This is a genomic window from Candidatus Omnitrophota bacterium (genome assembly GCA_041653595.1).
GTDB lineage: Bacteria > Omnitrophota > Gorgyraeia > Pluralincolimonadales > Pluralincolimonadaceae > Pluralincolimonas.
Genome location: JBAZFB010000006.1, coordinates 1 through 25,404, shown reverse-complemented (window position 1 = coordinate 25,404; position 25,404 = coordinate 1). Strand labels below are relative to the sequence as shown.

The window sequence follows — 25,404 nt, the reverse complement described above, 5'->3', positions numbered from 1 at the left end:
TCGATCGTGAGAAAGACGCTATTATTTTTCACAATATTGGTATTCATATTGAGCGCATGTGTTTTTTGCGTGCTGCCGGCCGACAAGGTTGAAACGATAACTCTTATCATAGACGCCTCAGCCAAAACCCAAAATGTAAACCCCAGGGTTTACGGCACCAGCATTCTTGGGTGGGAGGCGAATAACGGCCGTGAAAAGATCCCGAACTATCGAATTGCAGCAGACTATGGCTACGGGATCAGGGATGGAACAAAGTTTTGCGAAGAGCCTCTTGCCCTTATAAAAAACATAGACATACGCATGATAAGGCTTAGTGGACAATTCACGGATTGGGAAAAGGGTGTGCCGAGTTTATCGAATAAGGAGTATAAGTTCGGGCTTGATGATCAGATAGGTTTCTGCAGGGAAATAGGGGCAGAGCCTATTATATGCTTGCAAAACCTGTGGCTTGAAGATAGTTACAAAAGGTTGGCGGAGTATTTAAAAGTGCATTATCCGGAAGTTAAATATATCGAGATAGGGAACGAGAGTTACTTCATATTAAAACCGCAAGAATATGTTGATAGGTACCTGCATTATTATGATATGTTTAAGTCGATCAATCCGAATCTCATGCTTGGAATAGTCGGCTATGAGAAGGATTGGGACGAGAGCGTGGTAAAGATGGTCGGTGACAGGTTTGATTTTATAGTAAAGCATTATTATCCTCACGGCGGCAAAAATAACAGCCCAAATCAGGATTCCAATAAAATATATGAAAACCTTTTCACCAAGGGCATGGCTATCGAGAAGGATATAAAGAACACGCACAATATAATAAAGTCCATCACAGGGAAAGATAGGCCCATAGCCGTCACGGAATTTACGGCATGGTTTGTTCAGCAAAAGCCGGTACCTTACAGGCACTGCCTGGGGACCGCGCTTGTAAATGCCGAGCTCCTGCGAATATTCATGAAACCGGAGAATAATATTTTGTGCGCAAATTATTGGAATTACATAAACGAATATTGGGGCATGGTATCGAACCGTTTTAGCGGTAGGGAGTCCGAGCTTGGTAAGAGTTATTTTAAGAGACCGAACTACTATGTATTCGAAATGTACGCAAAGCATTTCGGCAAGGAGCTTGTACAATGTTCTTTGAGTAAAAACAAATATGTATCGGTTAACGTAAGCACAATAAACGACAGGAGCAAACTTTATATTATGCTGGTAAACAGGAATCTGAACGAAAGAGAAAAGCTGACTATAGATTTGCGCGGGTTCAATCCATCGTCTCAAGCCGGTGAATGGGTTTTAACCGGGAAATCGATTGATTCAACAAACGAAAAGCCGCCGCATAACGATGTAGTTATAAAAAGCAGAAAGTTTTTAATAAAATCAAATAAATTTCAGATTCTGCTGGAGCCCAGATCGGTTACGGCGATAGAGATCGAAAGAGGCGGAGGCGCGGATGGCGATAAATAAACCTAAGGAAGCCCTCATAGCCATAACTTATCGGTGCAATGCGAAGTGCCACATGTGTAACACATGGATGCATCCCACGAGACCCGAGGAAGAGATAAGGCCCTCGGATCTGGAGTCTCTGCCAAGTGTGAGGTTCTGTAATATAACGGGCGGAGAGCCGTTTATAAGGGAAGATATAAAGAGTTTTGTCGAGGTGATGAGTAAGAAGGCAAAAAGAATAGTTATCAGCACAAACGGTTATTATACTGAGAAGATAGTGGATCTGGCGAGACAATATCCGAAGATAGGTATTAGGGTAAGCATGGAAGGCCTTCAGAAGGCCAATGACGAACTTCGCGGAATAAAGGACGGATTCGAGCATGGGCTAAGGACCCTGAAAGAGCTCAGAAAAATGGGGTTAAAAGACATAGGTTTTGGAATCACCCTGTCCGACCGAAACATACTTGATCTTATGGACCTCCATAAGTTGAGCGAAGAGATGGGACTGGAATTTGCGACTGCCGCGGTCCATAATACGTATTATTTCCATAAATTCGATAATAAAATAACCAGATTAGACGATTTTGACAGGGAATTGGAAAAGTTGATTACGAATTTACTGAAGGGTGGTCGGCCGAAGAATTGGTTCAGGGCGTATTTTAATTATGGCCTTTTGAATTACGCGCATGGCAACAAAAGGTTATTACCCTGCGAGGTTGGCACGGATCTATTTTTCATAGATCCTTTCGGTAATGTTATGCCGTGTAACGGCGTGGATATGAGCATGGGTAACATCAGGGAAAAACCATTTAACGAGATATGGAATGGCGGACAAGCCGAGAAAGTCCGCGAGGCCGTTAGGGAGTGCAAAAAAGAATGCTGGATGATAGGCTCGGTCTCTCCGGCGATGAAAAAAAACATAATTGTTCCGGCGCTATGGGTTTTAAAGAATAAGATAATGAAACGATGAAAATCGCAGTTTTGGGCACGCGTGGGTTTCCCGGTGTGCAGGGCGGGGTAGAAGCGCACTGCGAGAATCTTTATCCGCGACTGGCCGCGAGGGGTTGTGAAGTAGTTGTTTTTACGAGAGCACAGTATGTTGATCCTTCCATAAAGGAATTCGAAGGCGTTAAATTCATTCCCCTTACCTGCCCGAGTAATAAATTTCTCGAGGCATTTGTCCATACGTTTAAAGGTGTTCTAGCCGCAATAAGATTAAAACCTGATATTGTCCATATCCATGCTAGCGGGCCGTCGTTATGCGTACCCATGGTTAGGATGCTGGGTATGAAGGCGGTAATGACGAGCCATGGCCCGGAACATCTCAGGAAGAAATGGGCCGGACTGCCAAAATATATACTGATGATTGGAGAGTATCTTGGGGTCACATGGGCGAATGGGGTCATCTCTGTTTCTAAAGCAAATGCCGAAAGATTAAGAAAGAATTTCAAGAGGGATATAAGCGATATACCCAACGGAGTCATAATTCCGGAAGCGGCGAAGACGCGGGAGGCTCTGGATAAATATGGACTTGGGGTAGGCAAATATATTCTCGCAGTGGGCAGATTTGTGCCGGAGAAGGGGTTCCATGACCTTATAGCGAGGACATTCCCTGGTGGATGGAAACTTGTCATTGCAGGGAAGTCGGACCATGAGGATAAATACAGCCTGGACCTAAAGCGAAAGGCGGCCGAGAATCCGAATATCGTCCTGACCGGATTTATTACAGGCAAAACGCTGCAGGAGCTTTACAGCCATGCTGGGCTGTTTGTACTGCCTTCATATTATGAGGGCCTGCCTATAGCGCTCCTTGAGGCAATGAGTTATAGACTATCCTGCATAGTCAGCGATATTCCGGCCAATAGGGAGGTAGGCCTTTCCGAGGAGAGATATTTCATGGCAGGTGATGTCGAGGGTTTATTCTTAAGGATGAACGACTTTATTGCAAAACCGATGACTGAAGAAGAGAAATCCCGCCAGATAGAATTGCTGAAACAGAAATACGATTGGGATAAGATAGCGGAAGAAACGCTTAAGGTTTATCAGGAGATAGGAGAGGTTGGAATCTCCAACGGATAACAGCAAAATAATGCTATAAAAATCGCAATTATTTCAATTGACAAAATCTTAGTATCTGTTAAAATAAGCACGTTGCTTTGAATGACACCTTCCTGAGGATAATTCCGTGTTATTTCATATTCTTAATAAGGAACAATAATAACTTATTTAAATAAGGTGAGGTGGCAAAATGAAAAAGATTATTATGGTAATGTTTGTTGCGATCTTGACGATGTTTGCTACCGGTGCTGCGTCAGCCAACACCTGGAACCAGTTATTCCAGCAGTCGAGCACGGAAATCTATAAAAGTGCTCCGGTAGGCGCATTTGATCAGATGCAGATTTTCTGGCAGGCAGATGATACATTTACGACCCCTACCTTCACCAATTTTACCGATTCTAACTGGCAAAACTTCACTGTTTCAAATACCGAGGCGTATGCTGTAGGCCCAGATTCAAACTGGCTGAGGTTCTATCTGAATTTTGATAATGACGTGTCGTCGCGCTCGACCCAATTTCTTTATCAGGCATCCTTAAATGGGCAAGTCGTCCAAAGGCAGATCCTGACTTATACAGAACAGGATTGGTGGACGTGGCCGGAATTTATAGGTAGCGATCAAGATTGGCATAATCAGGGCGGCGGTGATCCCATTGCGGTACCTGAACCCGTGGCTTCTATATTATTTGTTACAGGCGGAACGATTTTATTCATAAGACGTATACGCAAAAAGGGATTAAGGAAATGAAGGACGGGAAAGCGGCATTTCCGGGATTGATAATAGTTTTGTTCCTGGCTTAAAGAGATTGCGCAGGAAGTAATAATTCGGGGACGTTTCATGTAGCCCTTTTTGAAACGTCTCCTTTTATTTGCCGAAGAGATATTCCGCCTGGTCCTGAGGGATGAACGGGGCGATAGCGGAGATGAAGCTTTTCGCGAGATTTACGGCCTTGTCTGTCGTATCGGCCGTGGCCGGGATATCGATCCGGCACATAAAACCTGCCTTTTTCTTTCCTAATAAAGACGACCAGAGCTCGATGATCTTCTGCTGGCCCCAGCCCGCCTGTTTCTTATCTATAACTATCCAATAAGTGATCACGACGCTTTTGCCCGGCCTGTCGAAGAAGACGGCCGACGCCTTGAATCTATGGCCGTTGGCGTCGAATTCGATATCCGGCAGGTCCGTTGTCTTGTAGCCGGAACTTCCGTAGCAGACTTTCGGGTTATGGAAATTCCCGGCGCCCAGGATGAGGAAGAGCAGTCCCTCGTAGCCCTTATCGAGCAGGGAAATGTATGCGGGCCGCGCGTATTCGCGGGCGAAGACGCGGCTCACGAAATTATAGACATCGCCGCCTGTCTGGACCTGCGATGAGGCGTCGCGCGAGCGCCAGGCGCCGAAACTTGCCGGTATCTCGAGCTTTGAGAGGATATCCGGGCTCTCGTATTTCGGCCTGGGCAGGGCGAAGCTTACGAGCATCGTCAGGCCGATCAGCGTTATTACAATGATCGCTTTTGAGCTCTTCATTTTTTGGGCCTCTTTTCGAGCAGGGATTCTATCCCCAGCAGGCCGAGAATGAGCACGACGAATATCACGAGGCCGCTCGTGTCATGGAATTTGTGCCCGGTCTCTTCGCCGAATTTATAGGTGACGAGGCACATCCCTGTCACGCGGATGAGGTTACCGAGAAGCGCGAGCGGGACGACCGAGATGACGAGGATCACTTTGTTCCGCAGGCGCGCGTTTATGAAATAGACGTAGGCAAGGGCGAGCGAGAACATCGTTATGAGCGAGCGGAAACCGCTGCACGGCGCGCCCATGTAGACCTCGTGGCCGCCGACGGTGAGCATCAGCCCGTCGCGGATTATCGGGATGCAGAAGGCCTTTAAAATGTGCTCCGTCGCGATGGAGATTCCGTAGCGCATGGGCATTGTTATTGAATCGAGGACGCCCAGCGGCGGCGGGACGAGCAATAACAGGTATAATATCGGGAATGCCGTTATTTTCGCCGTAGACGGGCCGTAGAGGTACAAAACCAGCCCGAAGAGCACCGGTATCATCGAGCCTGTGGTTATCATCAGGTAATCCCACTTCCAGCCGAATATGAACATCAACAGGCCGACGATTAAAATAAAAAGCGCAATGATCGATGTCCTATAATTTGAGGTGTCTCCCTCTGCGGAGGGACCTTGCCCGAATTGTTTTCTTTTGAAGAGGAGGAAGGCGAAGAAGACAGGGAGGATGAAGTAGGCGTGGGTGTAGTCTATGCTTTCCCATCGCGCCCTGTAAAGCTGGGAGATGACCGGCGAATAGAGCCCCGCGACCAATACCCAAATTATCCAATTTATCATAAGCGTATTATACCAGAATTATGCTATAATACACAAAAATAGGGAGATGGGTATGCCCAAATTATACGATTGGATAATCTATACCGGCATCGCGGCATTTATCTGCCTTGCCGTGACCGCGGCGCTCGGGATCACCCGAATAGATTTTGAGGTCCACGAGATAATGGCCGCCGCGACATTTGTCCTGGCATGCGTCCACACCGGGCTCGTATTCTATAAACGATATAGGATCCGGAAGGCGAAAAAACAGGCGATGAAACAGGCGCCGAAATGAAGATGATCCCGGCAATAATTAAATGTATTGTCGCCATAATTATTCTTTTCCTACCGGCCGCGTATTCCCAGACGGAGGTGAACAAGCGCCTCGATACAGATACGACCCAGACTACCAGTCCGCTGGCAAGGCAAAGCGCGGCAGAAGAGAGCCGGATGATAAGGGAAGACAAGCTTAGTAACTATGTCACGGTCAAAGTCACGACGACCAACCAGAAAAAATTCGACGCGAACCATGACGGGTACCTGAGCGGCAGGGAGTTCCAAAGGTATTTAAAGCACTATACCAGGTAAGGGGGAAAAATGGTCGACTTCGGCGCGATAATCGGCGGATCCGCGGAATGGACAAAACAAGTCCTCTTCAAACCTTTCAATTTCAAGAAATGGATGGTCCTTGCTTTTATCGCGATCATGGCCGGGGCGATGTCGAACGGGTGCAATCTTAATTCAGGCGGGAACGGCAGCCATTACGAGCAGAAGCAGGAACAGCAGGAGTCGGGCCCGCAGGCCGCGGCCAAGGCCCAGTCGGCTGAAGAGACAGGTATGATAATAGCGGCCGTCGCGGTCGTAGCCGTCATCGTTATCGCGGTGGCGCTGGTATTGATGTGGCTGTGCTCGCGGTTCTCCTTCGTGTTCCTGGAGGACGTCATCAAGAACGACGCTTCTATCAGGGCGCCTTTCGGCGCGAACGCGGACGCGGGGAACTCAATTTTCCGTTTCAACCTCGTTTTTACCGCGGCCTTTCTCGCGATATTAGGGTTTTTGATATATCTCGTCATCGCGGCCCTGGTAAGATCGGGGCTTATCAACGTCTCCGACCCGACCCCGAAGCAGGTGGTCGAGATCATCCTGATGCTGCTGCCGGCCCTTATCATCGGATCTATAGTTTTTATCATAACAGGAATAGTCGCGCTTATAACAGTGGACCTTGTCATCCCGATAATGTATAAGGAGAGGATACGCGTCCTCGCCGCGTGGGGCAAGGCCTGGGCGCTCGTGAAAAAGAATTCCGGGAATTTCATCGTCTATATTTTGATAAAAATGGGGCTCGGCATCGCCGCGGGCATAGCCTATCTTTTGGCTTTCATTGCCGGCTTCATCATTGTAGCGATACCGATAGGCCTGTTTGTCCTCGCGCTATGGCTTATCCAAAAAACGGTCCCGGGCATCTCGATCCTGCCTTACTGGATATTCTTCGGCGTGGTGTTGACACCGGTCTGCCTCTTTTTGTTATATTGCCTTATGGCGCTTAACCTGCCGTTCGCCGTTTTCTTCAGGACATACAGCCTGAAGTTCCTCGAAAAACTGGATCCCCAGTATGCCTTCATTAAAACAGAAAAGCCGGTGGCGCCTCAACAGTAACCACGACCTGGAGCTGGTCGTCACCGACACTACGGACCCTTACGGCGGGGAAGTCCTCAGCATGAAGGCCGACCTGGCCGGCATCTCCCCCGACGAGCTTACCTGCATCGTGACATCGAAGAAGGAGAGGAATGTCGATGTCACGAGCATCCTGAAATTAAAAGGCAAATGGCAGGCCGACGAGGATAACCGCCTGTCGTTCGGCGTGTCGAAGGAGGACGGGAGCCGGGACATCCTTGTCCTCGACGGCGCCTGGGAGATAGGCGACGATAACCGGATATTATACAGGTATAAAAAGACAGACCTGGTCCGCAAGACGAAAGAGGAGCGCAGCCTCGTTTTTAACGGCGCGTGGCGGTTGACCGGCAGAGACAAGATCGCCTACATGCTCGATACGAGCGGCGAGTCCGGGTTTTTGTTCAGGGCGCAGTTTGAGGATTCCGGCGTCACCCGGGGTTTAGGGACGCTCGTATACCGTATCGGCATAGGCGTATCCCAGAGGAAGAGGCCGGTCGAGAGGGTCTTAAAATTCTTCGGCCTGCTTAGGTATAATATCGATAAGAAGACCTCACTGGAGTTCGAGTTTACCGACACCCGCGGACAGAGGGTCGGGATGAGCGCGACGCTCTCGCGGAAACTCCTGGGCGGGGAGGCGTTCATCCGCCTCAAGCGCCTCGCCGAGGAGTCAAAGGTAGAAGCAGGCATTAAGTTTCCTTGGTAGCCGCTGGCACCCAGTCTTCTCTAGTGTTGGGTGAAAAAGGTCAATAAAAAGGGGAGTCAGCCTATTTGCGCAAATCGCATAATTGGTATAATCATAACATGCGATATTTAATACTACTTATAGCGATTCTTTCTTTTTCCCCATGCCTCGCCTCCGAAGACATAGACGCGGACCTCAGGATGGCCAAGACCCTGGAGATAGAGAAGAAATACGACGAAGCCGGCGCGATAATAGAAAAACTTTTAAGCAGGAAAGACAAGCCCGTAGACGCTTATTTTGCCAAAGGCGAATTGCTGGAGGCGCAGGGTAAATATTTGGAAGCATATTATGTTTATGACGAGGTCTCTAAGCTGTATCCGGGTAATCAGGGCGCGGTCGACCTGAAAGTGCGCGCCCTTGTGGACATGGGCAGCACAAGCCTCGCCAGGGATAAGATGACCGGCTTAAACGATAAGATAGACCCGAGGATCAAAGATACGATACTCGGCAACGAGGCGATGGACAGGATAAAATGGCTTGAGTATAAAGACGCGTTAAGCCTTCTGGACAGGAACGAACAATACGCGCAAAAAGAGGCGCCTGTCCTTGATGGTAATTTTATCAAGAGGACGCATTTTGACAGGATCCTGGCCCTCCGGCAGAACGAGGATTACGCGGAGGCGATCCGCCAGTATGAATCTTTGAAGGGGGAGATACCGCCGTGGGTCACTATAGCCGCGGCCGATTCATACCTTTATATGCAGAAACCGGCGAAAGCCCTAGCGTTATATGAAAGCGCAGTCGCCGCCGGATGGGATTCCTCCAATACCACTATGGCGGTTTATTATACCCTGGTAGAGCTCGGCAGGTACAAAGAGGCCAGTAAGGTAGTGAATGATCTCGACGGAAATATGCCGGTGCAAGTCGTCGAGAAAGGGATCCTGCAGGATAACCCGCTGAAGGAAGAGATAGCCGTAAATAAAGGCTGGCTGTTATTCTACCAGGACAGGTTCGCTGAAGCCCAAAAATATCTTGAAGGCCTGCTTAAGCAGGCGCCGGAAGACACTAATATCCGCACCGCGCTCGCGCACACGTATTTATATAGGGGATGGCCGCGCCGCGCCCTCGCGGAGTTCGATGTGATACGCCAGATCGACCCCAAGGATACGGCCGGACAGATAGGATATACTTACGCTTTGGACGCGAACGGGCAGGGCGAGGATGCCCGCAAATACGCCAAGGAGCTCCTCCAAAAATTCCCGAAGAATAAGCACGTCATACGCCTCAACAGGTTTTTTAAGGTCGAGGATATGCGCTCTTTATCGGGCAATTGGAATATCACCCATGAAAATGCCGGGTCGCGCGAACGGGCGTTCGACGTGAAATTAGACCAGCCGTTTGCCCCGCAGAAGAGTATTTTCGTGGATTACGTGTGGAGGAATGATATAAGTAAGCCGGACGGCCTTCTTAACTATATTGCCCGCTTATATGAGGGAGTAGACCTGCGCTTGACAAGGGACCTGTGGTTCGTAGGATCAATATCCGAAGACATCGGATATAACCGGACCGGCCGGAATATCGGGTATTCGGGAGCGGCCACATACGAACCCAATGACTATTTTTCGTTTACCTCGGCCTATGATTCGTTTACATTGGGCATACCGTTCCGCGCCAGGGCGTTCAATATTAAAGGCAATGAATGGCAATTCACGACCCGGGTCCGCCCGGATGAAGAGACCATCGGCACCGGCACGGTCTCATATAGCTCGTATTCCGACAATAACGCGAACTGGTCTTATTCGGCGAAACTCGACCAGGCGGTTTATACTAAGGCCTACTACAAGGCGAGGATAGCCATTGAAGGCAGCTCATCGATGTATAAGGAGGATGACGTCGATTACTTCAGCCCGAAGAAACTCTATACGTTTTCCGCCACGCCGATGCTGGAACAGATATGTTACAAGCGCTACGACAGGCTCATCGCCAACCGCATTTTTTTCACCGAAGGCGTCCAATGGCAGAAGGGTTTCCCGTCGAGGAATATATACAATATACGTTACGAGCAGGACTACACGATGTCGGATACTTTTTCGTTTTTGGTGGGGGCTGATTTCGGCCGGAGGGCTTACGACGGCGCTTATACTAATGAGTGGAACGTTGACGGCAGTTTTAAATTCAGTTTCTAAAAGGGGTTAAATGAGGAAAGCAGTATTATTATTCGCGCTGGCACTGATACTCGGGGCCGCTTCTTCCGCGAAGGCGGCCGATGCCTCCGGCAAGGAAGTCATTATATTTTGTTACCATGATGTCCCGCAGGTGGTGAAGCTCGACGACTACGCCCTCGACCGGGCATCTTTTGTGCAGGAGATCGAATACTTAAGGACGCATGGTTATCATTTTGTCAGCTTTGACGATATCCTTAAGGCGAGCAAGGGTAAGGGCCGGTTGCCCGATAAGGCGGTTTTCCTGACATTCGACGACGAACTTCTCACATTTTACCAATCTGTCTATCCTATCCTGAAACTGTACGAGATCCCGTGCATGCTCTCGGTGGAGACCTTATGGCCCGATAAGAAAGACCCGGACATAAGGGCCCCGCTTATGACCTGGGACCAGCTGAAAGAAGTGGCTCAAAGCCCGCTCGTCGAGATAGCGACACACACGCATAACCTGCATCGCGGCGTCATGTGCAATCCCCAGGGGAATACCAGTTGGGCCGCGGTCACGCGGATATATGACCCCGATACAAAGGCCTACGAGACCGAAGAGGCGTACCGCAAGAGGGTCATTGATGACCTCGCTTTATCGATAAAGATACTCAAGGAGAAACTGGGTGTGGATGTGAGGGCCGTCGCCTGGCCGTACGGGCATCAAAATACGATCGCCCTTGACGAGGCCAAAGCGCTCGGGATACAGGCGGCGTTCACGATCGAAGACAGGTTCGGCGATGCCAGAGAGATCTATTCGATGCCGCGTTATATCGTCAGCAAAAACCTGACGATACTGCAATTTATCAAAATTTTAAATAGCCGCTTCGAGGAACCGATCCAGCAGAGGGTCTTGCAGGCCGACCTCGACCTTTTATATGACGCCGACCCGGTCGAGCAGGGAAAGAACGTGGACGCGTTCATCGAGCGCGTCTACAGCATGAGGGTCAATACGGTCTATTTGCAGGCTTTCTCCGACGACGCGGGGACCGGGAACATATCATCGGTCTATTTCCCCAGCCGCGTCCTTCCGATGAAGGCGGACCTCTTCAGCCACGTCGCGCACCAATTATGGATAAGGGATATCGAGGTATATGCCTGGATGCCGACGCTTGCTATCGCATTACCCGACGCAAAAAAGACCGGAGAGCTTAGGGTAATGGAGCTTGTCGACGGCAAAAGGGCGCCTTCCCATTATTCATACGCGCGCCTATCGCCGTTTAACGCCGAGGCGCGGGAAAAACTTATAATGTTATATGAGGACTTGGCGATCCACAGCAGGTTAAAGGGAGTCGTCTTCCAGGACGACGGATACTTAAACGACCACGAGGATTTCAATCCCGCGGCCGCCGCGGCCTACAAGAAGATAAGCGGAGGCGAGGACGTCCCGTATACATCATTGAGCCAGGCCCAGAAGACGGAATGGATGCGCCTTAAGACGAAGACGCTCATAGACTTTACCGGTGAACTGGAAAAAGCGGTCCGCAAATACAGGCCGATCACGGGTTTTATCCGGACGATATATTCGGAAGTCCTGACGAAACCGGAGAGCGAAGAATGGTACGCGCAGAATTACGCGGATAGCCTTAAGGCTTACTATAATGTGGCTGTCATGGCATACCCGAGGATGGAAAAAGCCGGCCGGCCCGATAAATGGTTGAAGAAATTGGTCGAGGACGCGAAGAAATATCCCGACGGCATAAATAAGACGGTCTTCAAGGTCCAGGCCTATGATTGGGATAGCAAGAAATGGATCGAGACTAAGACGCTCGACAGGTGGCTTAAGACGCTTGTCGCCTCCGGCGCGCGCAACGTCGGGTATTACCCGGATGATTTCACGGAAAACGAGCCCGATGCGGGCGCCATCCGGCTGATGATGTCCACGGAAGATTTTTCGTTCCAAAGAAAAATCACGATAAGGGACCTTTTACAGGGGAAATGAAAACACTCTGGGATCTTTTCAATTATTTCGTCTTCCTTTATCCGCTCTACATGAGTTTTGTCTGGATCATAGGCGCGTTATTGTTCTATTGGCGCAGGGAGATGAAGCCGCGCAACAGCGATCTCGATACCTATCCTTCATATTCTATCATAGTGCCGTCGCATAACGAGGAAGGCGCTATCAAGGAGACGATCGAGAACTTAAGGGACCTCGATTATCCCTCGTATAAGGTCCTCGTCGTAGATGACGGCAGCACCGACAGGACAGCCGAGATAATAGACGCTCTCGCGGACAAATATCCCGGATGGCTCAAGGCGGTCCATCTCATGCCTAACAGCGGCAAGTCCAAGGCTATCAACGCGGGTGTCCTTTTGTGCGAGGGAGATCTTATATTGATAGTGGACGCGGATTGCCTCGTCGATAAAAATATCCTAAAGATGATGGCGTGGCATTTCGCCAAGTCCCCGACCGTCGGGGCGGTCACCGGCAACCCGCGCATAAGGAACAGGACGACGCTTTTGGGCAAGATACAGATCGGCGAGTATTCGAGCATAATCGGCCTGATAAAAAGGGCCCAGCGCATACTGGGAAAGATCCTGACCGTATCGGGTGTCGTGGCTTCCTTCAGGAAGAGCGCCTTTATAAGGTGCGGCCTTTTCAGCTCAGATACGGTGACCGAAGATATAGATATGACCTGGAAGCTGGAGAGGGCCGGCTGGGATGTGCGGTTCGAGCCGCGCGCGCTGGCCTGGATACTGACGCCGGAGACGATAAAAGGATTATGGAACCAAAGGGTGAGGTGGGCGCAAGGCGGCATGGAGGTAATGAAGAAGCACAAGGACATATGGCTCCATTTCAGCGAAAAGCGGCTCTGGCCGGTATACCTGGAATATGTGGTATCGATCTTTTGGGCATTCTCAGTAGCTTTTATGCTGCTCTCGTGGCTGGCCGCTTTTGTCCTGTGCCATTTCAACATCCCGTTCATCCGGCCGATCTGTTATTTGGTGGCGCCGTCATGGGCCGGCGGGGTCCTCGCCACAATGTGCCTCATCCAGACACTTATAAGCCTTTATATAGATTCGCATTATGAGAGCAGGTCGCTGTTGAGATATTACTACTGGATAATATGGTACCCGTTCTTCTATTGGATGATAAATGCCGCAGCAGCCTTAGCCGGTTTCTGCAACGTATTTATCTTTAGAAAAGGAGTTAGAGTGACATGGAAAAGCCCGGACAGAGGGTTACAGACTCTAAGATAATAGAAAGGCCGGAACTTAAGACCCTTTTAAGGAAGATCATCGAGGGGGTCGTTACCGCCTTACTATGGGTCATATGGGGATTTTTCATCTCCCGCGTCTTTATTATTCTTATTCCGGGTTTGAGGGCGGGTTTCGGTATTTCGGCGGACGCATCCGCGCAATTGTTCGGGGTGATGAGGGACGCAGCCCTGATCATTATCGTGATATTCCTGCTCGATCTTCTCTGGATCGAGTATAATTATGCCTACATCTTCAAGAAGCTCAGGATGGATAAGATAATCAGGGTCAAGCTTGGGCGCCCGGCCAAAAGCGACCTGAAATGCTTCGTCAGGCTCCTAAATGCCGACGAGAAAGCGGTGGAAGCCGCGCGCAAAAATAGCCATATCACCGTAGAGCTCAAGAACAACCGCCTGACCATCCCCGAGCCCAAATAATAGTCGATTTTTGGTTGACCTTCGGGACTAATTCTGTTAAAATGTGTTCTCTAAATTCGGGCCGCTAGCTCAATCGGTAGAGCAGCAGACTCTTAATCTGTTGGTTGAAGGTTCAAGTCCTTCGCGGCTCACCATGTGCCTCGTTTTTTGTTTCCGCGCGGATGGCGGAACTGGCAGACGCGATAGCCTTAGGAGCTATTGGGGAAACTCGTGGAGGTTCAAATCCTCTTCCGCGCACCAGTTCGTTGGCAGTCGAAGATAACGCGGGTGTAGCTCAGCTGGTAGAGCGCTACCTTGCCAAGGTAGTTGTCGACGGTTCGATCCCGTTCACCCGCTCCATTTTTAAAAGTCAAGAGGAGGAAGCCGTAATGAAGATAATGGATTTTCTCAACCAGGATGCTGTGACCGCCGATCTTCAGGCGAAGGACAAGGAAGAAACCGTCAGGGAGCTGGTCGACCTGCTGGCCAAAGCCGGGTCGCTTAAGGAGAAGGACAAGCTGGTGAAGATACTCCTTAGCCGCGAGGCGCTTGGCTCGACCGGGATAGGCCAGGGCGTAGGTATCCCTCATGGCAAATACGACGGCGTGAAGGAATTGACCGCCGCGTTCGCGCTCTCGCCCAAAGGCGTCAATTTCGATTCGCTCGACGGAGAGCCGGTGCATATCTTCTTCCTTCTCGTAGCGCCGCAAGATTCCGCGGGCCCTCACCTTAAAGCATTGGCCAGGATATCACGCCTTCTGAAGGACAGGCCCTTCCGCGATGCCCTCAGGCAATGCAAAGATGAGAAGAGTATCCTTAGGCTGATCGAAGAAGAAGACACGAAACGCCATTGATCATTCCGAAAGCCCGGCAGTAAAAAACGCCATAATTTTTTTAGATAATAAATCGTTAAAAAAAGGGTAATAGAATGCGCTGGTTCAAGTGGTTATATCCGGGTATGAGGATAAAGAGGTGGATATTCCTCTTTTCTGTGGGGATACTCGCGGTCATGTTCGCGGCCGGGTTCCTGTGGTTCGGCTACGTGAAATATATGTATACCCACAAGGCGAACCTTCTCGTCTTCGGGACGCTGCTCTTTATGCTCGGCGTCTTGCTGATGATAATCGGCATGCGCAAGATGGTCAAATCGTTCGTGACGGTCTTTTTGCCGCGCCGCGAGAACGACCTGCTGGGCATCATGTTAAGGCAGAGGGCCCTTTCGAAAGGGCCGAAGATAGCGGTGATAGGCGGCGGCACAGGCCTGGCGGTCCTTTTGCACGGCCTTAAAGAGACGACGTCGAATATCACGGCGATAGTCACGGTGGCCGATGACGGCGGCAGTTCCGGGAGGATAAGGAATGAATTTGATGTCCTCCCGCCCGGGGATATACGAAACTGCCTTATAGCGCTCTCGGACGACGAAGGGCTGATGAGGGACCTTTTCCAGTATCGTTTTACCGAAGGCGAGGGCCTGAAAGGCCATAGTTTCGGGAATCTTTTTATTACCGCCCTTTCCAAGATCACCGGCGATTTTGAGAAAGCGATAAAAGAGTCGAGCAAAGTCCTCGCGATACGCGGGAGCGTGGTGCCGTCCACCCTTGAAAAGGTGACATTGACCGCTAAGCGCGCGGACGGGACGCAGACCTCGGGCGAAAGCGCTATTCCGAAAGTCAGCGGCGTCGTAAGCCCGATAAAAAGGTTATATCTTAATCCCGCGAGCGTCAAGGCGACGCCCGAGGCGCTTGTCGCCTTAAAAGAGGCCGCCGCGATCGTCATCGGGCCGGGCAGCCTTTATACGAGCATCCTGCCCAATCTCCTGGTGGGAGGCGTGGTCGAGAGCATATTAAAGTCCAGGGCCGTCAAGATCTACCTGTGCAATGTGATGACACAGCACGGCGAGACCGACGGGTATACCGCCTCAGACCATGTCGAGGCGCTTTTGAGGCATACGAGCAGCGATTTTGTAGATTATGTATTTGTAAATACCGCGAAGATACCCCAGCGCTTTTTGGATAAATACAAGGCCGAGGAGGCGTTCCAGGTCGAGCCGGATATAAAAAATATACGCAAGATGGGTTTAGGCGTGGTCGAGGGCGACATGATAACCATCGACGATTTCATCAGGCACAACGCCGAGAAGATCTCGAAAAGAATATTTGATCTTATATACGAATTGAAGGGGACAGGCATCTGATGCCGCAGAAGATCGATCTTTTACTGGCGATACATTCCCACCAGCCGGACGGGAATTTCGAGTGGATATTCGCCGAGTCGTACGAAAAGTCGTATCTGCCCTTTTTGGAATCGCTTTACAGGCATCCGCGGCTTAAGGCGGCGCTGCATTATTCGGGCTGCCTGCTCGACTGGATAGCCGCGAAGCATCCCGAATTCATCAAGATGCTGAAAGAGATGGCCGGGCGCGGGCAGGTCGAGATGCTTTCGGGCGGTTATTATGAGCCGATACTGACGCTCATACCCGAGCGCGATATACTCGGCCAGGTAAAGCTGATGAACGAGAAGATAAAAGGCTTTACCGGCTACGAGGCAAGCGGCGTATGGCTGACCGAGAGGGTATGGGAGCCGACGCTCATAAAGCCCCTGGCGAAGGCAGGTATAAAGTTCGCGATAGTCGATGACTGGCATTTTACGTATGTAGGGCAGAAGCCGGACGGCCTTTCCGGATATTACGTGACCGAGGACGACGGGGAGAAATTATTCATATTCCCCGGTTCCGAGAAATTAAGATATACTATACCGTTCAGGATGCCCCAGGAGACGATAGACTATCTGGGGCAGCAGAAGGAGAAGGGGTTCCCGGCAAGTTTATACGCGGACGACGGCGAGAAATTCGGCGTCTGGCCCGGGACGCACAAGTGGGTTTTCGAGGAGAAGTGGCTCGAAAATTTCTTCGGCGCCCTCGAGAAGGAATCGGCGTGGATCAGGACGACAACGCTGACCGAATATATAAAAGAGAACGGCCCGACCGGCAGGATATACCTGACGTGCGCGAGCTACCGCGAGATGATGGAGTGGAGCGGCGGTTATTTCAAGAATTTTTTGGTGAAATATCCCGAATCGAACAGCATGCAGAAGAAGATGCAGTTCGTGAGCGGGCTGGTCGCCGGAGCCAAGTCGAAGAAGGCGCTGGAGTACCTTTATAAGGGCCAGTGCAATTGCGCCTACTGGCACGGGGTCTTCGGCGGGCTCTACCTGAACCACCTGCGCTCGGCCGTATATTCTAATCTTATAAAGGCGCAGAAGGAACTCGATAAGGCCGCGCACAAGGACGCGAACTGGGTCGAGTCGGTAGAGACGGATCTCGACTGCGATTCATATGATGAAGTGTTAATATCGAATTCGAAACTGGAACTCGATCTTTCGCCGCATAACGGCGGAACGCTCTTTGAACTGGATTTCAAGCCGCTCGCGCTGAACATGACGAATACGCTGGCGAGGCGCAGGGAACCGTACCACGACAAGGCGCTGGAGAAGGCGAAAGCCCGCGACACCGGTAAGAAAGACGGCGGGATAGACTCGATACATGATGTCTCGAGGGCGAAGGACGCCGAGCTCGTCGCCGACTTAAGCTACGATTCTTACAGGCGCGTATCGCTTTTGGACCATTTTTTGAAGGAAGGCACGACGGTGAAGGATTTCGCGGCGTGCAAATACGGCGAGGCCGGGGATTTCCTGGGCGGCGAATATAAATATGATATAAAGAAAGAGGCGAGGCCGAAGGGTATCGCGGTCGAACTCACACGCGACGGCAATTATTACGCCGGCTCCGGCGACGCGTATAAATTAAGGGTCGCGAAAAGTATAAGCATCAGGCCGGACAGCCAGGAGATGGAAATAGAATACAAGATAACGAACCTAGATACGAGGGAGTTCGAGCCCTGGTTCGGCGTGGAATTTAATTATTCGTTGAAGGACCCGCACCTCAACAAGGTGGGCGAGGCGCACGGGTTGACGAACATAAACGTCAATGACCAGTGGTACGGAGTAAAAATAGATTTTGAGATATCGAAGGCCTCGGATCTCTGGTATTTCCCGGTAGAGACGGTATCGGATTCGGAGCAGGGGCTGGAAAGGACTTACCAAGAGCTTTCGGTCCTGTTCCATTGGAAGTTCAAGCTCGCGCCGGGCGCGGTATGGGGCGTGAAGATCACAAAAAATATCAAAATAGAGGAATGAGATGATAACAGAGAAGAAGATAACCATAAAGAACAAGTCGGGGCTTCACGCCAGGCCTGCCGCGATCTTTGTGCAGATCGCTAATAAATACGACTCGGAAGTCGTCGTGAAAAAGGGAAAGCTTGAAGTCAACGGCAAGTCTATCATGGGCATACTCATGCTCGCGGCCGGAAAAGGCGCCCAGGTCACCCTGAAGGTCGACGGGGAAGACGCCGAAAAGGCCATGGTTGAGCTTGAACAGGTTTTAGCAGGAGAGATAGATGCTGCTTAAAGGCATACCGGCTTCGCCCGGTGTCGCTATAGGCAAGGTCTTCATATTAGACAGCGAGGCCTATACCGTTATAAAGAGGGATATCCCGGAGAAGGACCTGCCCCGCGAGATCGCGCGCTTTGAGGACGCCCTTATCCAGACGAGGCAGGAGATACTGGGCATCCAGGAACGCATCTCAGAACAACTGGGCATAAAACACGCCGAGATCTTCAACGCCCACCTGTTGGTGCTCGAGGACCGCACGCTTATCGAGGAGGTCATAGCCAGGCTAAAGAAAGACCTCGTGTGCGTCGAGTATATATTCGACGATGTCGTCAAAAGGTATATAAGCGCGTTCCAGAAGGTCGAGGACGAATACCTCAAGGAGCGCGTCGCGGACATCCGCGATATCGGAAAGAGGGTCCTGCTCCACCTGCTGGGCAAGAAACGCGAGACGCTCGCGGATATAGGCGAGAAAGTCATCGTGATAGCTTATGACCTTTCGCCGTCGGACACGGCTTCCCTCCATAAGAAGAATGTCATAGCTTTTGCTACGGATATAGGCGGCAAGACATCCCATACCGCCATCATGGCGAAGGCGCTCGAGATACCGGCGGTCGTCGGCCTGAAGAATGTAACGAAGGGCGTAAAGAGCGGCGACACTATAATAGTGGACGGCTCGAACGGGTTTGTCATAACCGATCCCGACCAGGAGACGCTCGCGAAATACGAGCAGGCGAAGACCAAGATCGCCGAATTCGACGCCTCGCTGACGCACCTGCGCGACCTGCCTTGCGTGACGCGCGACGGGCGCCAGGTACACCTTTCAGCCAATATCGAGATACCCGATGAGATGCCGTCGGTAAAATCGCACGGCGCGAACGGCATCGGGCTTTACAGGACCGAATTTTTTTATCTTGAACACACTGAACTTCCCACCGAAGAGGAGCAATACGCGGCCTATAAGAATGTCGCGGAACAGATGTCGCCGGATTCCGTCGTCGTAAGGACCCTCGACCTCGGCGGCGATAAATTCATGTCCCAGTTGAAAATAGCCAAAGAGATGAACCCGTTCATGGGATGGAGGGCGATAAGGTTCTGCCTGGCGCGCCCTGACATCTTTAAGGTACAATTGCGCGCCATACTGAGGGCTTCGGCGCACGGCAAGCTCAAGATAATGTATCCCATGATCTCGGGAGTGGAAGAGCTCCGCGAGGCGAACAAACTGCTTGGCGAGATGAAAGACGAGCTCAGGAGGGAGAACGTCCCGTTCGACCAGAACATCGAGGTTGGCGCGATGATCGAGGTTCCCTCGGCGGCGATGACCGCGGATATACTCGCCAAGGAAGTGGATTTCTTCTCAATAGGGACGAACGACCTGATACAATATTCGCTGGCCGTCGACAGGGTCAACGAAAAGATCGCGTATCTTTACGAGCCGGCGCATCCGGCCGTCCTGAGGCTGATAAAGAGCGTCATAGATATCGGCCACAAGGCGAATATATCGGTAGGGATGTGCGGCGAGATGGCCGGCGATCCGGCTTTCGCGCTGCTTTTGCTCGGTTTTGGCCTCGATGAGTTCTCGACAAGCCCGGTCAATATCCCGAGGATCAAACAGATAATAAGGTCGGTCGAGTATAAGGCCGCCCAACAAATAGCGAATGAGGCCCTTACTTTCTCGACCGGCACCGAAATAGAGGAATTCGCCGCCAGGAAACTCAGGGAAGTCCTCCCCGGCCTCCAGTAAAGGAGAATATATTGAACGACATCGATAATATGGACCAGGTGAAAAAGATAGACAAATCAGGCATGCTCGACTTGATAGTGAAATTCCCGGAGCAATGCGAGAACGCCTTTTCCATCGGGAAGGATTTCTTCGTTCCCCAGTCGTATATCGGCGCCGGCTGCAAAAATATCGTGTTTTCAGGGCTCGGCGGATCGGCGATAGGCGCCGACCTCCTGCGTTCTTACCTTACCGACGAGATAAAGATCCCCATATTCGTGAGCCGCGATTATACCCTGCCCAGGTTCGTGGGAAAGGATACGCTCTTTTTCGCCTGCAGCTATTCGGGCGACACGGAAGAGACCCTATCCTCATACGCGGAAGCGAGGCAGAAGGGCGCGAAAATAATCGCGATAACCTCAGGCGGCAAACTAGAGGTCCTCGCTAAGGAGGACAAGGTGCCGGTCATTTATATACCGGGCGGCAACCCGCCGAGGTCGGCGCTAGGATATTCGTTCTTCAGCTGGCTGGATGTGCTGCATAAATTTGGTTTCATCGATGACAAGACCGGGAATGTCGAGGAGGCGATAGCCGATATGAGGGAATTCCGCGACAACGTCATCGGCCCGGAGGTCCCCTCGCCAAAAAATATTGCCAAAAAGATCGCGAAGGAATTGAGTGGGAAATACGTGATAATCTACGGCGCCAATAAACATATCGATTCGATCGTCGTGAGATGGAGGGGCCAGTTAGCCGAGAACGCGAAGACCCTCGCCTCGACGCACGTCTTCCCGGAGCTGAACCATAATGAGACGGTCGGGTGGGAAGGGCCGGAGAAACTGCTTAAGGACCTCGCGGTCGTGATATTGAGGGACGAGAGCGAGCATCCGCGCGTCGCGAAGAGGATAGAGATAACGAAGACGATGATAGGGAAGGAAACGAAGGTCATAGAGCTGAGATCGAAAGGCAGGAACCTCCTCTCGAGGATGTTCAACCTTATAAATACCGGGGATTTCGTGAGCTGTTACCTCGCGATCCAAAATGGCGTCGACCCGACGCCGGTCGAGAGGATCGTCAACCTTAAAAAGGAGTTGAGCAAGTTCAGATGAAAGCCGTTATCCTCGCCGCCGGATACGCGACGCGGTTATATCCCCTGACAAAAGACAAGCCGAAGCCGCTATTGACCGTGGGCAGGAAGACTATAGCCGACCACCTGGTCCAAAAACTCTGCGATATAAAAGGGATAAACGCGATATATATAGTGACGAACCGGAAGTTCTACGGGGTGTTCGGCGATTGGCTTAAGACGGTCAAGTCCGCCAAGAAGGTGATCCTCGAGGACGACGGCAGCACGACGAACGACGACAGGCTAGGCGCGATAGGCGATATAAGGCTCGCGGTCAAAAGGCAGAAGATACAGGACGACATGATAGTCCTCGCCGGCGATAATATGTTCGACTGGGGATTGAAGGGTTTCGCGGATTACGCGGAGAAGTCCCCCGGGAATTTCGCTATCGGCGCGTATGATATCGGCGACAGGAAGAAGGCGAGCATCTACGGCGTCGTGGAAGTTGACGAAAAAGGCGACATGATCAATTTCCTGGAGAAGCCCGAGGACCCGCCGACGTCTTTGATAGCTACGGGCATTTATTATTTCCCGGAGGGCAAATTGGGCCTCATAGAGGAATTTCTTAAGGCGGGAGATGAAAAGGACGCGCCCGGCCATTTTATACAGTGGCTCAGCAAGAGAGAAGAAGTCAGGTGTTACGTATTCAAAGGGGTATGGTACGATATCGGTGACCTGGAATCGTACCGCAGGGCTAATTTAAGTTTCCAGGAAAAATAAAGGAGAAAGAGGAAAGAGAATGGAAAAGAGAGATTATCTTTTTACGTCAGAGTCGGTAACGGAAGGCCATCCGGACAAAGTATGCGACCAGATATCCGACGGCGTCCTTGACGCCGTCCTTAAGGACGACCCGAGGGGCAGGGTCGCGTGCGAGACGTATGTCACGATGGGCCTGATCATTGTCGGCGGGGAGATAACCACGAAGACTTTTGTGCACGTGCACGACCTCTGCCGCAACGTCCTTAAAGATATAGGTTATTCGGACCAGAAGTACGGGTTCGACTACCATACCTGCGCGATTCTGAACGCGATACACTCCCAGTCGCCCGATATCTCGCAGGGCGTCGATAGGGGCGGCGCCGGAGACCAGGGAATGATGTTCGGGTACGCCTGCCGCGAGACGAAGGAACTGATGCCGCTGCCGATAATGCTCGCGCATAAATTATCATTGAAACTTTCCGAGGTCAGGAAGAAGGGGATATTGAAATATCTCGGCCCGGACGGCAAATCGCAGGTCACGGTCGATTACGTGAACGGCAAGCCGAGGACGGTCACGAATGTGGTTATCGCCGCTCAACATACCGATGAGGCCGTAGAGAAGAACGCTTTTTCGAGTAAAGGGCGCAAAGACATAATCGAGAAGGTGATCAAGCCGGTCGTCGGCGATTACCTTACGAAAGATACGGAATTTTTCATCAACCAGACCGGCGTCTTTTTGGTCGGCGGGCCCCAGTCGGATACGGGCATGACCGGCAGGAAGATAATCGTGGACACCTACGGCGGCGCCACCCCGCACGGCGGCGGCGCTTTCTCCGGCAAGGACCCGACGAAGGTCGACCGTTCGGCAGCCTATATGATGAGATACGTAGCGAAGAACATCGTCGCGGCGGGCCTGGCCGACAAATGCCAGCTCCAGATCGCTTATGTCATCGGCAGGGCGGAGCCGGTCTCGATAAATGTTGATACCTTCGGCACGGGCAAGGTCTCCGATTCGAAGCTGGAAAAACTCGTGAAAGAGAACTTTGACCTGACCCCCAAGGGCATAATCGAGACGCTCGACCTGAGGAAACCTTTTTACAGGAAGACCGCGGCATACGGCCACTTCGGGCGCGAGGACATGGGCTTCTCGTGGGAGAAGACCGACAAGGCCGCCGCACTCGCGAGGAGAGCATGAAATACCATATTAAAAATATAGGCCTGGCGAAAAGGGGGAAGCTGCGCATAGAATGGGCCGACGAGAATATGCCGGTCCTGAAGCTAATACGCAAGAGGTTCGCGAAGGAGAGGCCGCTAAAGGGAGTCAGGATATCATGCTGCCTCCACGTGACGACCGAATCGGCCGCGCTCATGCTTACGCTTAAGGCCGGCGGAGCCGATTGCGTCTTATGCGCGTCAAACCCGCTTTCCACCCAGGATGACGTCGCGGCGTCGCTGGTCAAAGATTATGGGATACCGGTATTCGCCATCAAAGGCGAGGACGGCAAGACATATTATAAGCATATAAACGCGGCGCTAGACCACCGCCCCAATATCACAATGGATGATGGGGCGGACCTCGTCTCGACGATACATTCGAAGAGGCAGGACCTCGTGAAGAATATCTTAGCGGGGACAGAGGAGACGACGACAGGCGTCATAAGGCTGAAGAGCCTCGAGCAGAAAGGGCTTCTCCTTTTCCCGGTCATCGCGGTAAACGACGCGCTGACAAAACATATGTTCGATAACCGTTACGGGACGGGCCAGTCGACGATCGACGGCATCATAAGGGCGACGAACGAGCTCGTGGCCGGGACGAATTTTGTCGTCGCCGGGTACGGCTGGTGCGGAAAAGGCGCCGCATCCCGCGCGAAAGGCCTGGGAGCCAACGTCATTGTCACCGAGGTCGATCCGCTCAAGGCGATAGAAGCGGTAATGGACGGGTTCAGGGTCATGCCGATGAAAGACGCGGCTAAGATCGGCGATATCTTCGTGACCGTCACCGGCGACTTGAATGTCATCAGGGGCGAACATTTCAAGGCGTTAAAGGACGGCTCGATAATCTGCAATTCCGGCCATTTCAACGCCGAGATAGATATCCCGGCCCTCGAGAAGATGAGCAGGAAGAAGAGGAGGATAAGGGATTTTGTGGACGAATATACGATGAAGGACGGCCGCAGGATAAATCTCCTCGGCGAGGGCAGGCTCATAAACCTCGCGGCGGCGGAAGGCCATCCGGCGCAGGTCATGGACATGTCGTTCGCGAACCAGGCGTTCTCCGCGGAATTCGTCGTAAAGAGTTCGAAGAGATTACAGAACAAGGTCTACCCTGTCCCGAAAGACATAGACGAGAAGATCGCTGCGCTGAAACTCGAGTCGATGAAGATAAAAATAGATACCCTGACCAGGGAACAGCAGGAATACCTGTCTTCCTGGGAAGTGGGGACATAAAAACAAAATAAAGGAGAGGAGCTCAAGATGGCATTCATATCGACAAAAGAGATGTTCGCGAAGGCATATAAAGAGGGTTATGCTGTAGGGGCCTTCAACGTAAATAACATGGAGATCATACAGGGCATCACCGAGGCGATAGCCGAAGAGAAAGCTCCTGTTATCCTGCAGGTCTCGGCCGGCGCGCGCAAATACGCGCGTCACCAGTACCTCATCCATCTCGTCGACGCGGCGATGGAGTGCACCGGCATCGACTGCGTCCTGCACTTGGACCACGGCGAGGATTTCGAGATGTGTAAGTCGTGCGTAGACGGCGGGTTCACTTCGGTCATGATCGACGGGTCGAAGTATCCCTTTGAGGAGAATATCAGGCTGACGAAGCAAGTCGTCGATTACGCGCACGCGAAGGGCGTGCCTGTCGAGGCAGAACTCGGAAAGCTTGCCGGCGTGGAAGATAATATCTCGGTTGCCGCGAAAGACGCGATATACACCGACCCGGACCAGGCGGTCGAGTTCGTAAAACGCACCGGATGCGATTCGCTCGCGGTAGCTATCGGCACCAGCCATGGAGCATATAAATTTAAAAGTGAACCGAAACTCGATTTCGACAGGCTGGAGAAGATAGGCAAATTGCTGCCCAACTTTCCGCTCGTCCTGCACGGGGCATCGTCCGCGCCGGCCGACCTCGTGAAGATCTGCAACGATTACGGCGGCCAGATACCCGGCGCGAGGGGCGTGCCTGAGGAGATGATAACGAAGGCGGCCAAGATGAACGTCTGTAAGATAAATATAGATACCGACCTGCGCCTCGCGATGACGGGCGCGATAAGGAAGGTATTTTTTACGACGCCGGCCGAGTTCGACCCGAGGAAATACCTGGGCCCTGCCCGTGACGCAATTAAATTGGTTGTAAAGAGGAAGGTCGGATTGCTGGGCTGCGCAGCGAAGGCCTAGGTCCGCA

General features: G+C 51.6%; 24 protein-coding genes and 3 tRNA genes. 25 read left to right on the top strand and 2 right to left on the bottom strand.

Annotated features, from left to right (window positions below; genetic code table 11):
- Nucleotides 1–6 precede the first annotated feature (6 nt).
- From WC317_03725 to WC317_03710, 4 genes are all read left to right on the top strand, one after another.
- Nucleotides 7–1,464: an alpha-L-arabinofuranosidase C-terminal domain-containing protein gene (locus WC317_03725; protein ID MFA5339243.1), complete on the top strand. Its 1,458-nt coding sequence runs from the start codon at nt 7–9 to the stop codon at nt 1,462–1,464.
- A complete protein-coding gene (locus WC317_03720; protein ID MFA5339242.1) occupies nt 1,451–2,413 on the top strand; it encodes a radical SAM protein in 963 nt (320 codons plus the stop codon). The genes WC317_03725 and WC317_03720 overlap by 14 nt, the downstream gene beginning before the upstream one ends.
- On the top strand, nt 2,410–3,522 hold the full coding sequence (locus WC317_03715) for a glycosyltransferase family 4 protein (GenBank protein MFA5339241.1): 1,113 nt from the start codon (nt 2,410–2,412) through the stop codon (nt 3,520–3,522). The genes WC317_03720 and WC317_03715 overlap by 4 nt, the downstream gene beginning before the upstream one ends.
- Nucleotides 3,523–3,691: 169 nt before the next feature.
- On the top strand, nt 3,692–4,246 hold the full coding sequence (locus WC317_03710) for a PEP-CTERM sorting domain-containing protein (GenBank protein MFA5339240.1): 555 nt from the start codon (nt 3,692–3,694) through the stop codon (nt 4,244–4,246).
- A gap of 117 nt (nt 4,247–4,363) precedes the next feature.
- Here the strand turns inward: WC317_03710 and WC317_03705 are convergent, their stop codons facing one another.
- A complete protein-coding gene (locus WC317_03705) occupies nt 4,364–5,023 on the bottom strand; it encodes an exosortase C-terminal domain/associated protein EpsI (GenBank protein ID MFA5339239.1) in 660 nt (219 codons plus the stop codon).
- Nucleotides 5,020–5,847 carry an exosortase/archaeosortase family protein gene (locus WC317_03700; protein ID MFA5339238.1) on the bottom strand — a complete coding sequence of 276 codons (828 nt, stop codon included), beginning with the start codon at nt 5,845–5,847 and terminating at the stop codon, nt 5,020–5,022. The genes WC317_03705 and WC317_03700 overlap by 4 nt, the downstream gene beginning before the upstream one ends.
- Before the next feature lie 52 nt (nt 5,848–5,899).
- On the opposite strand from WC317_03700, the gene WC317_03695 reads away from it, so the two are divergent.
- From WC317_03695 to fba, 21 genes are all read left to right on the top strand, one after another.
- Nucleotides 5,900–6,121, top strand: coding sequence for a hypothetical protein (locus WC317_03695; protein ID MFA5339237.1), 222 nt, complete (start codon nt 5,900–5,902; stop codon nt 6,119–6,121).
- Nucleotides 6,118–6,414, top strand: coding sequence for an EF-hand domain-containing protein (locus WC317_03690; GenBank protein ID MFA5339236.1), 297 nt, complete (start codon nt 6,118–6,120; stop codon nt 6,412–6,414). Before WC317_03695 ends, WC317_03690 begins: the two co-directional genes overlap by 4 nt.
- A 9-nt stretch (nt 6,415–6,423) precedes the next feature.
- Nucleotides 6,424–7,482: a hypothetical protein gene (locus WC317_03685; GenBank protein MFA5339235.1), complete on the top strand. Its 1,059-nt coding sequence runs from the start codon at nt 6,424–6,426 to the stop codon at nt 7,480–7,482.
- Nucleotides 7,439–8,203, top strand: a complete 765-nt coding sequence (locus tag WC317_03680; GenBank protein MFA5339234.1) for a hypothetical protein — start codon at nt 7,439–7,441, stop codon at nt 8,201–8,203. Before WC317_03685 ends, WC317_03680 begins: the two co-directional genes overlap by 44 nt.
- A 98-nt stretch (nt 8,204–8,301) precedes the next feature.
- On the top strand, nt 8,302–10,368 hold the full coding sequence (locus WC317_03675; GenBank protein ID MFA5339233.1) for a tetratricopeptide repeat protein: 2,067 nt from the start codon (nt 8,302–8,304) through the stop codon (nt 10,366–10,368).
- A 10-nt stretch (nt 10,369–10,378) separates the two neighbouring features.
- Nucleotides 10,379–12,331 (top strand): poly-beta-1,6-N-acetyl-D-glucosamine N-deacetylase PgaB, encoded by a 1,953-nt coding sequence (gene pgaB, locus WC317_03670; protein MFA5339232.1) that lies wholly within the window; start codon nt 10,379–10,381, stop codon nt 12,329–12,331.
- Entirely contained in the window at nt 12,328–13,590 is a 1,263-nt protein-coding gene (gene pgaC / locus WC317_03665; protein MFA5339231.1) for a poly-beta-1,6-N-acetyl-D-glucosamine synthase, read from the top strand. The genes pgaB and pgaC overlap by 4 nt, the downstream gene beginning before the upstream one ends.
- On the top strand, nt 13,551–14,024 hold the full coding sequence (locus WC317_03660) for a hypothetical protein (protein MFA5339230.1): 474 nt from the start codon (nt 13,551–13,553) through the stop codon (nt 14,022–14,024). Before pgaC ends, WC317_03660 begins: the two co-directional genes overlap by 40 nt.
- Before the next feature lie 58 nt (nt 14,025–14,082).
- Nucleotides 14,083–14,158, top strand: a tRNA-Lys gene (locus WC317_03655).
- Between the two features lie 21 nt (nt 14,159–14,179).
- Nucleotides 14,180–14,264, top strand: a tRNA-Leu gene (locus tag WC317_03650).
- A gap of 23 nt (nt 14,265–14,287) precedes the next feature.
- A tRNA-Gly gene (locus WC317_03645) sits at nt 14,288–14,363 on the top strand.
- Between the two features lie 29 nt (nt 14,364–14,392).
- Complete coding sequence (locus tag WC317_03640) at nt 14,393–14,857, top strand: PTS sugar transporter subunit IIA (protein ID MFA5339229.1); 465 nt, start codon at nt 14,393–14,395, stop codon at nt 14,855–14,857.
- A 74-nt stretch (nt 14,858–14,931) separates the two neighbouring features.
- Complete coding sequence (locus tag WC317_03635; protein MFA5339228.1) at nt 14,932–16,197, top strand: YvcK family protein; 1,266 nt, start codon at nt 14,932–14,934, stop codon at nt 16,195–16,197.
- Nucleotides 16,197–18,197 (top strand): alpha-amylase/4-alpha-glucanotransferase domain-containing protein, encoded by a 2,001-nt coding sequence (locus WC317_03630; protein ID MFA5339227.1) that lies wholly within the window; start codon nt 16,197–16,199, stop codon nt 18,195–18,197. Before WC317_03635 ends, WC317_03630 begins: the two co-directional genes overlap by 1 nt.
- A gap of 1 nt (nt 18,198) precedes the next feature.
- Complete coding sequence (locus WC317_03625; protein ID MFA5339226.1) at nt 18,199–18,468, top strand: HPr family phosphocarrier protein; 270 nt, start codon at nt 18,199–18,201, stop codon at nt 18,466–18,468.
- A complete protein-coding gene (gene ptsP / locus WC317_03620) occupies nt 18,458–20,194 on the top strand; it encodes a phosphoenolpyruvate--protein phosphotransferase (protein ID MFA5339225.1) in 1,737 nt (578 codons plus the stop codon). Before WC317_03625 ends, ptsP begins: the two co-directional genes overlap by 11 nt.
- Nucleotides 20,195–20,205: 11 nt before the next feature.
- A complete protein-coding gene (locus tag WC317_03615; GenBank protein ID MFA5339224.1) occupies nt 20,206–21,279 on the top strand; it encodes a bifunctional phosphoglucose/phosphomannose isomerase in 1,074 nt (357 codons plus the stop codon).
- Nucleotides 21,276–22,016, top strand: a complete 741-nt coding sequence (locus tag WC317_03610) for a nucleotidyltransferase family protein (protein MFA5339223.1) — start codon at nt 21,276–21,278, stop codon at nt 22,014–22,016. The genes WC317_03615 and WC317_03610 overlap by 4 nt, the downstream gene beginning before the upstream one ends.
- Before the next feature lie 19 nt (nt 22,017–22,035).
- Nucleotides 22,036–23,190 carry a methionine adenosyltransferase gene (metK, locus tag WC317_03605; GenBank protein ID MFA5339222.1) on the top strand — a complete coding sequence of 385 codons (1,155 nt, stop codon included), beginning with the start codon at nt 22,036–22,038 and terminating at the stop codon, nt 23,188–23,190.
- Nucleotides 23,187–24,443, top strand: a complete 1,257-nt coding sequence (gene ahcY, locus WC317_03600) for an adenosylhomocysteinase (GenBank protein MFA5339221.1) — start codon at nt 23,187–23,189, stop codon at nt 24,441–24,443. The genes metK and ahcY overlap by 4 nt, the downstream gene beginning before the upstream one ends.
- A gap of 27 nt (nt 24,444–24,470) precedes the next feature.
- On the top strand, nt 24,471–25,397 hold the full coding sequence (fba, locus tag WC317_03595) for a class II fructose-1,6-bisphosphate aldolase (GenBank protein ID MFA5339220.1): 927 nt from the start codon (nt 24,471–24,473) through the stop codon (nt 25,395–25,397).
- Nucleotides 25,398–25,404: the final 7 nt, after the last annotated feature.

Coding starts and splice junctions, on each gene's coding strand:
- WC317_03720 (MFA5339242.1), top strand. CDS start 1,451: ATGGCGATAAATAAACCTAAGGAAGCCCTCATAGCCATAACTTATCGG.
- WC317_03715 (MFA5339241.1), top strand. CDS start 2,410: ATGAAAATCGCAGTTTTGGGCACGCGTGGGTTTCCCGGTGTGCAGGGC.
- WC317_03710 (MFA5339240.1), top strand. CDS start 3,692: ATGAAAAAGATTATTATGGTAATGTTTGTTGCGATCTTGACGATGTTT.
- WC317_03705 (MFA5339239.1), bottom strand. CDS start 5,023: ATGAAGAGCTCAAAAGCGATCATTGTAATAACGCTGATCGGCCTGACG.
- WC317_03700 (MFA5339238.1), bottom strand. CDS start 5,847: ATGATAAATTGGATAATTTGGGTATTGGTCGCGGGGCTCTATTCGCCG.
- WC317_03695 (MFA5339237.1), top strand. CDS start 5,900: ATGCCCAAATTATACGATTGGATAATCTATACCGGCATCGCGGCATTT.
- WC317_03690 (MFA5339236.1), top strand. CDS start 6,118: ATGAAGATGATCCCGGCAATAATTAAATGTATTGTCGCCATAATTATT.
- WC317_03685 (MFA5339235.1), top strand. CDS start 6,424: ATGGTCGACTTCGGCGCGATAATCGGCGGATCCGCGGAATGGACAAAA.
- WC317_03680 (MFA5339234.1), top strand. CDS start 7,439: ATGCCTTCATTAAAACAGAAAAGCCGGTGGCGCCTCAACAGTAACCAC.
- WC317_03675 (MFA5339233.1), top strand. CDS start 8,302: ATGCGATATTTAATACTACTTATAGCGATTCTTTCTTTTTCCCCATGC.
- pgaB (MFA5339232.1), top strand. CDS start 10,379: ATGAGGAAAGCAGTATTATTATTCGCGCTGGCACTGATACTCGGGGCC.
- pgaC (MFA5339231.1), top strand. CDS start 12,328: ATGAAAACACTCTGGGATCTTTTCAATTATTTCGTCTTCCTTTATCCG.
- WC317_03660 (MFA5339230.1), top strand. CDS start 13,551: ATGGAAAAGCCCGGACAGAGGGTTACAGACTCTAAGATAATAGAAAGG.
- WC317_03640 (MFA5339229.1), top strand. CDS start 14,393: ATGAAGATAATGGATTTTCTCAACCAGGATGCTGTGACCGCCGATCTT.
- WC317_03635 (MFA5339228.1), top strand. CDS start 14,932: ATGCGCTGGTTCAAGTGGTTATATCCGGGTATGAGGATAAAGAGGTGG.
- WC317_03630 (MFA5339227.1), top strand. CDS start 16,197: ATGCCGCAGAAGATCGATCTTTTACTGGCGATACATTCCCACCAGCCG.
- WC317_03625 (MFA5339226.1), top strand. CDS start 18,199: ATGATAACAGAGAAGAAGATAACCATAAAGAACAAGTCGGGGCTTCAC.
- ptsP (MFA5339225.1), top strand. CDS start 18,458: ATGCTGCTTAAAGGCATACCGGCTTCGCCCGGTGTCGCTATAGGCAAG.
- WC317_03610 (MFA5339223.1), top strand. CDS start 21,276: ATGAAAGCCGTTATCCTCGCCGCCGGATACGCGACGCGGTTATATCCC.
- metK (MFA5339222.1), top strand. CDS start 22,036: ATGGAAAAGAGAGATTATCTTTTTACGTCAGAGTCGGTAACGGAAGGC.
- ahcY (MFA5339221.1), top strand. CDS start 23,187: ATGAAATACCATATTAAAAATATAGGCCTGGCGAAAAGGGGGAAGCTG.
- fba (MFA5339220.1), top strand. CDS start 24,471: ATGGCATTCATATCGACAAAAGAGATGTTCGCGAAGGCATATAAAGAG.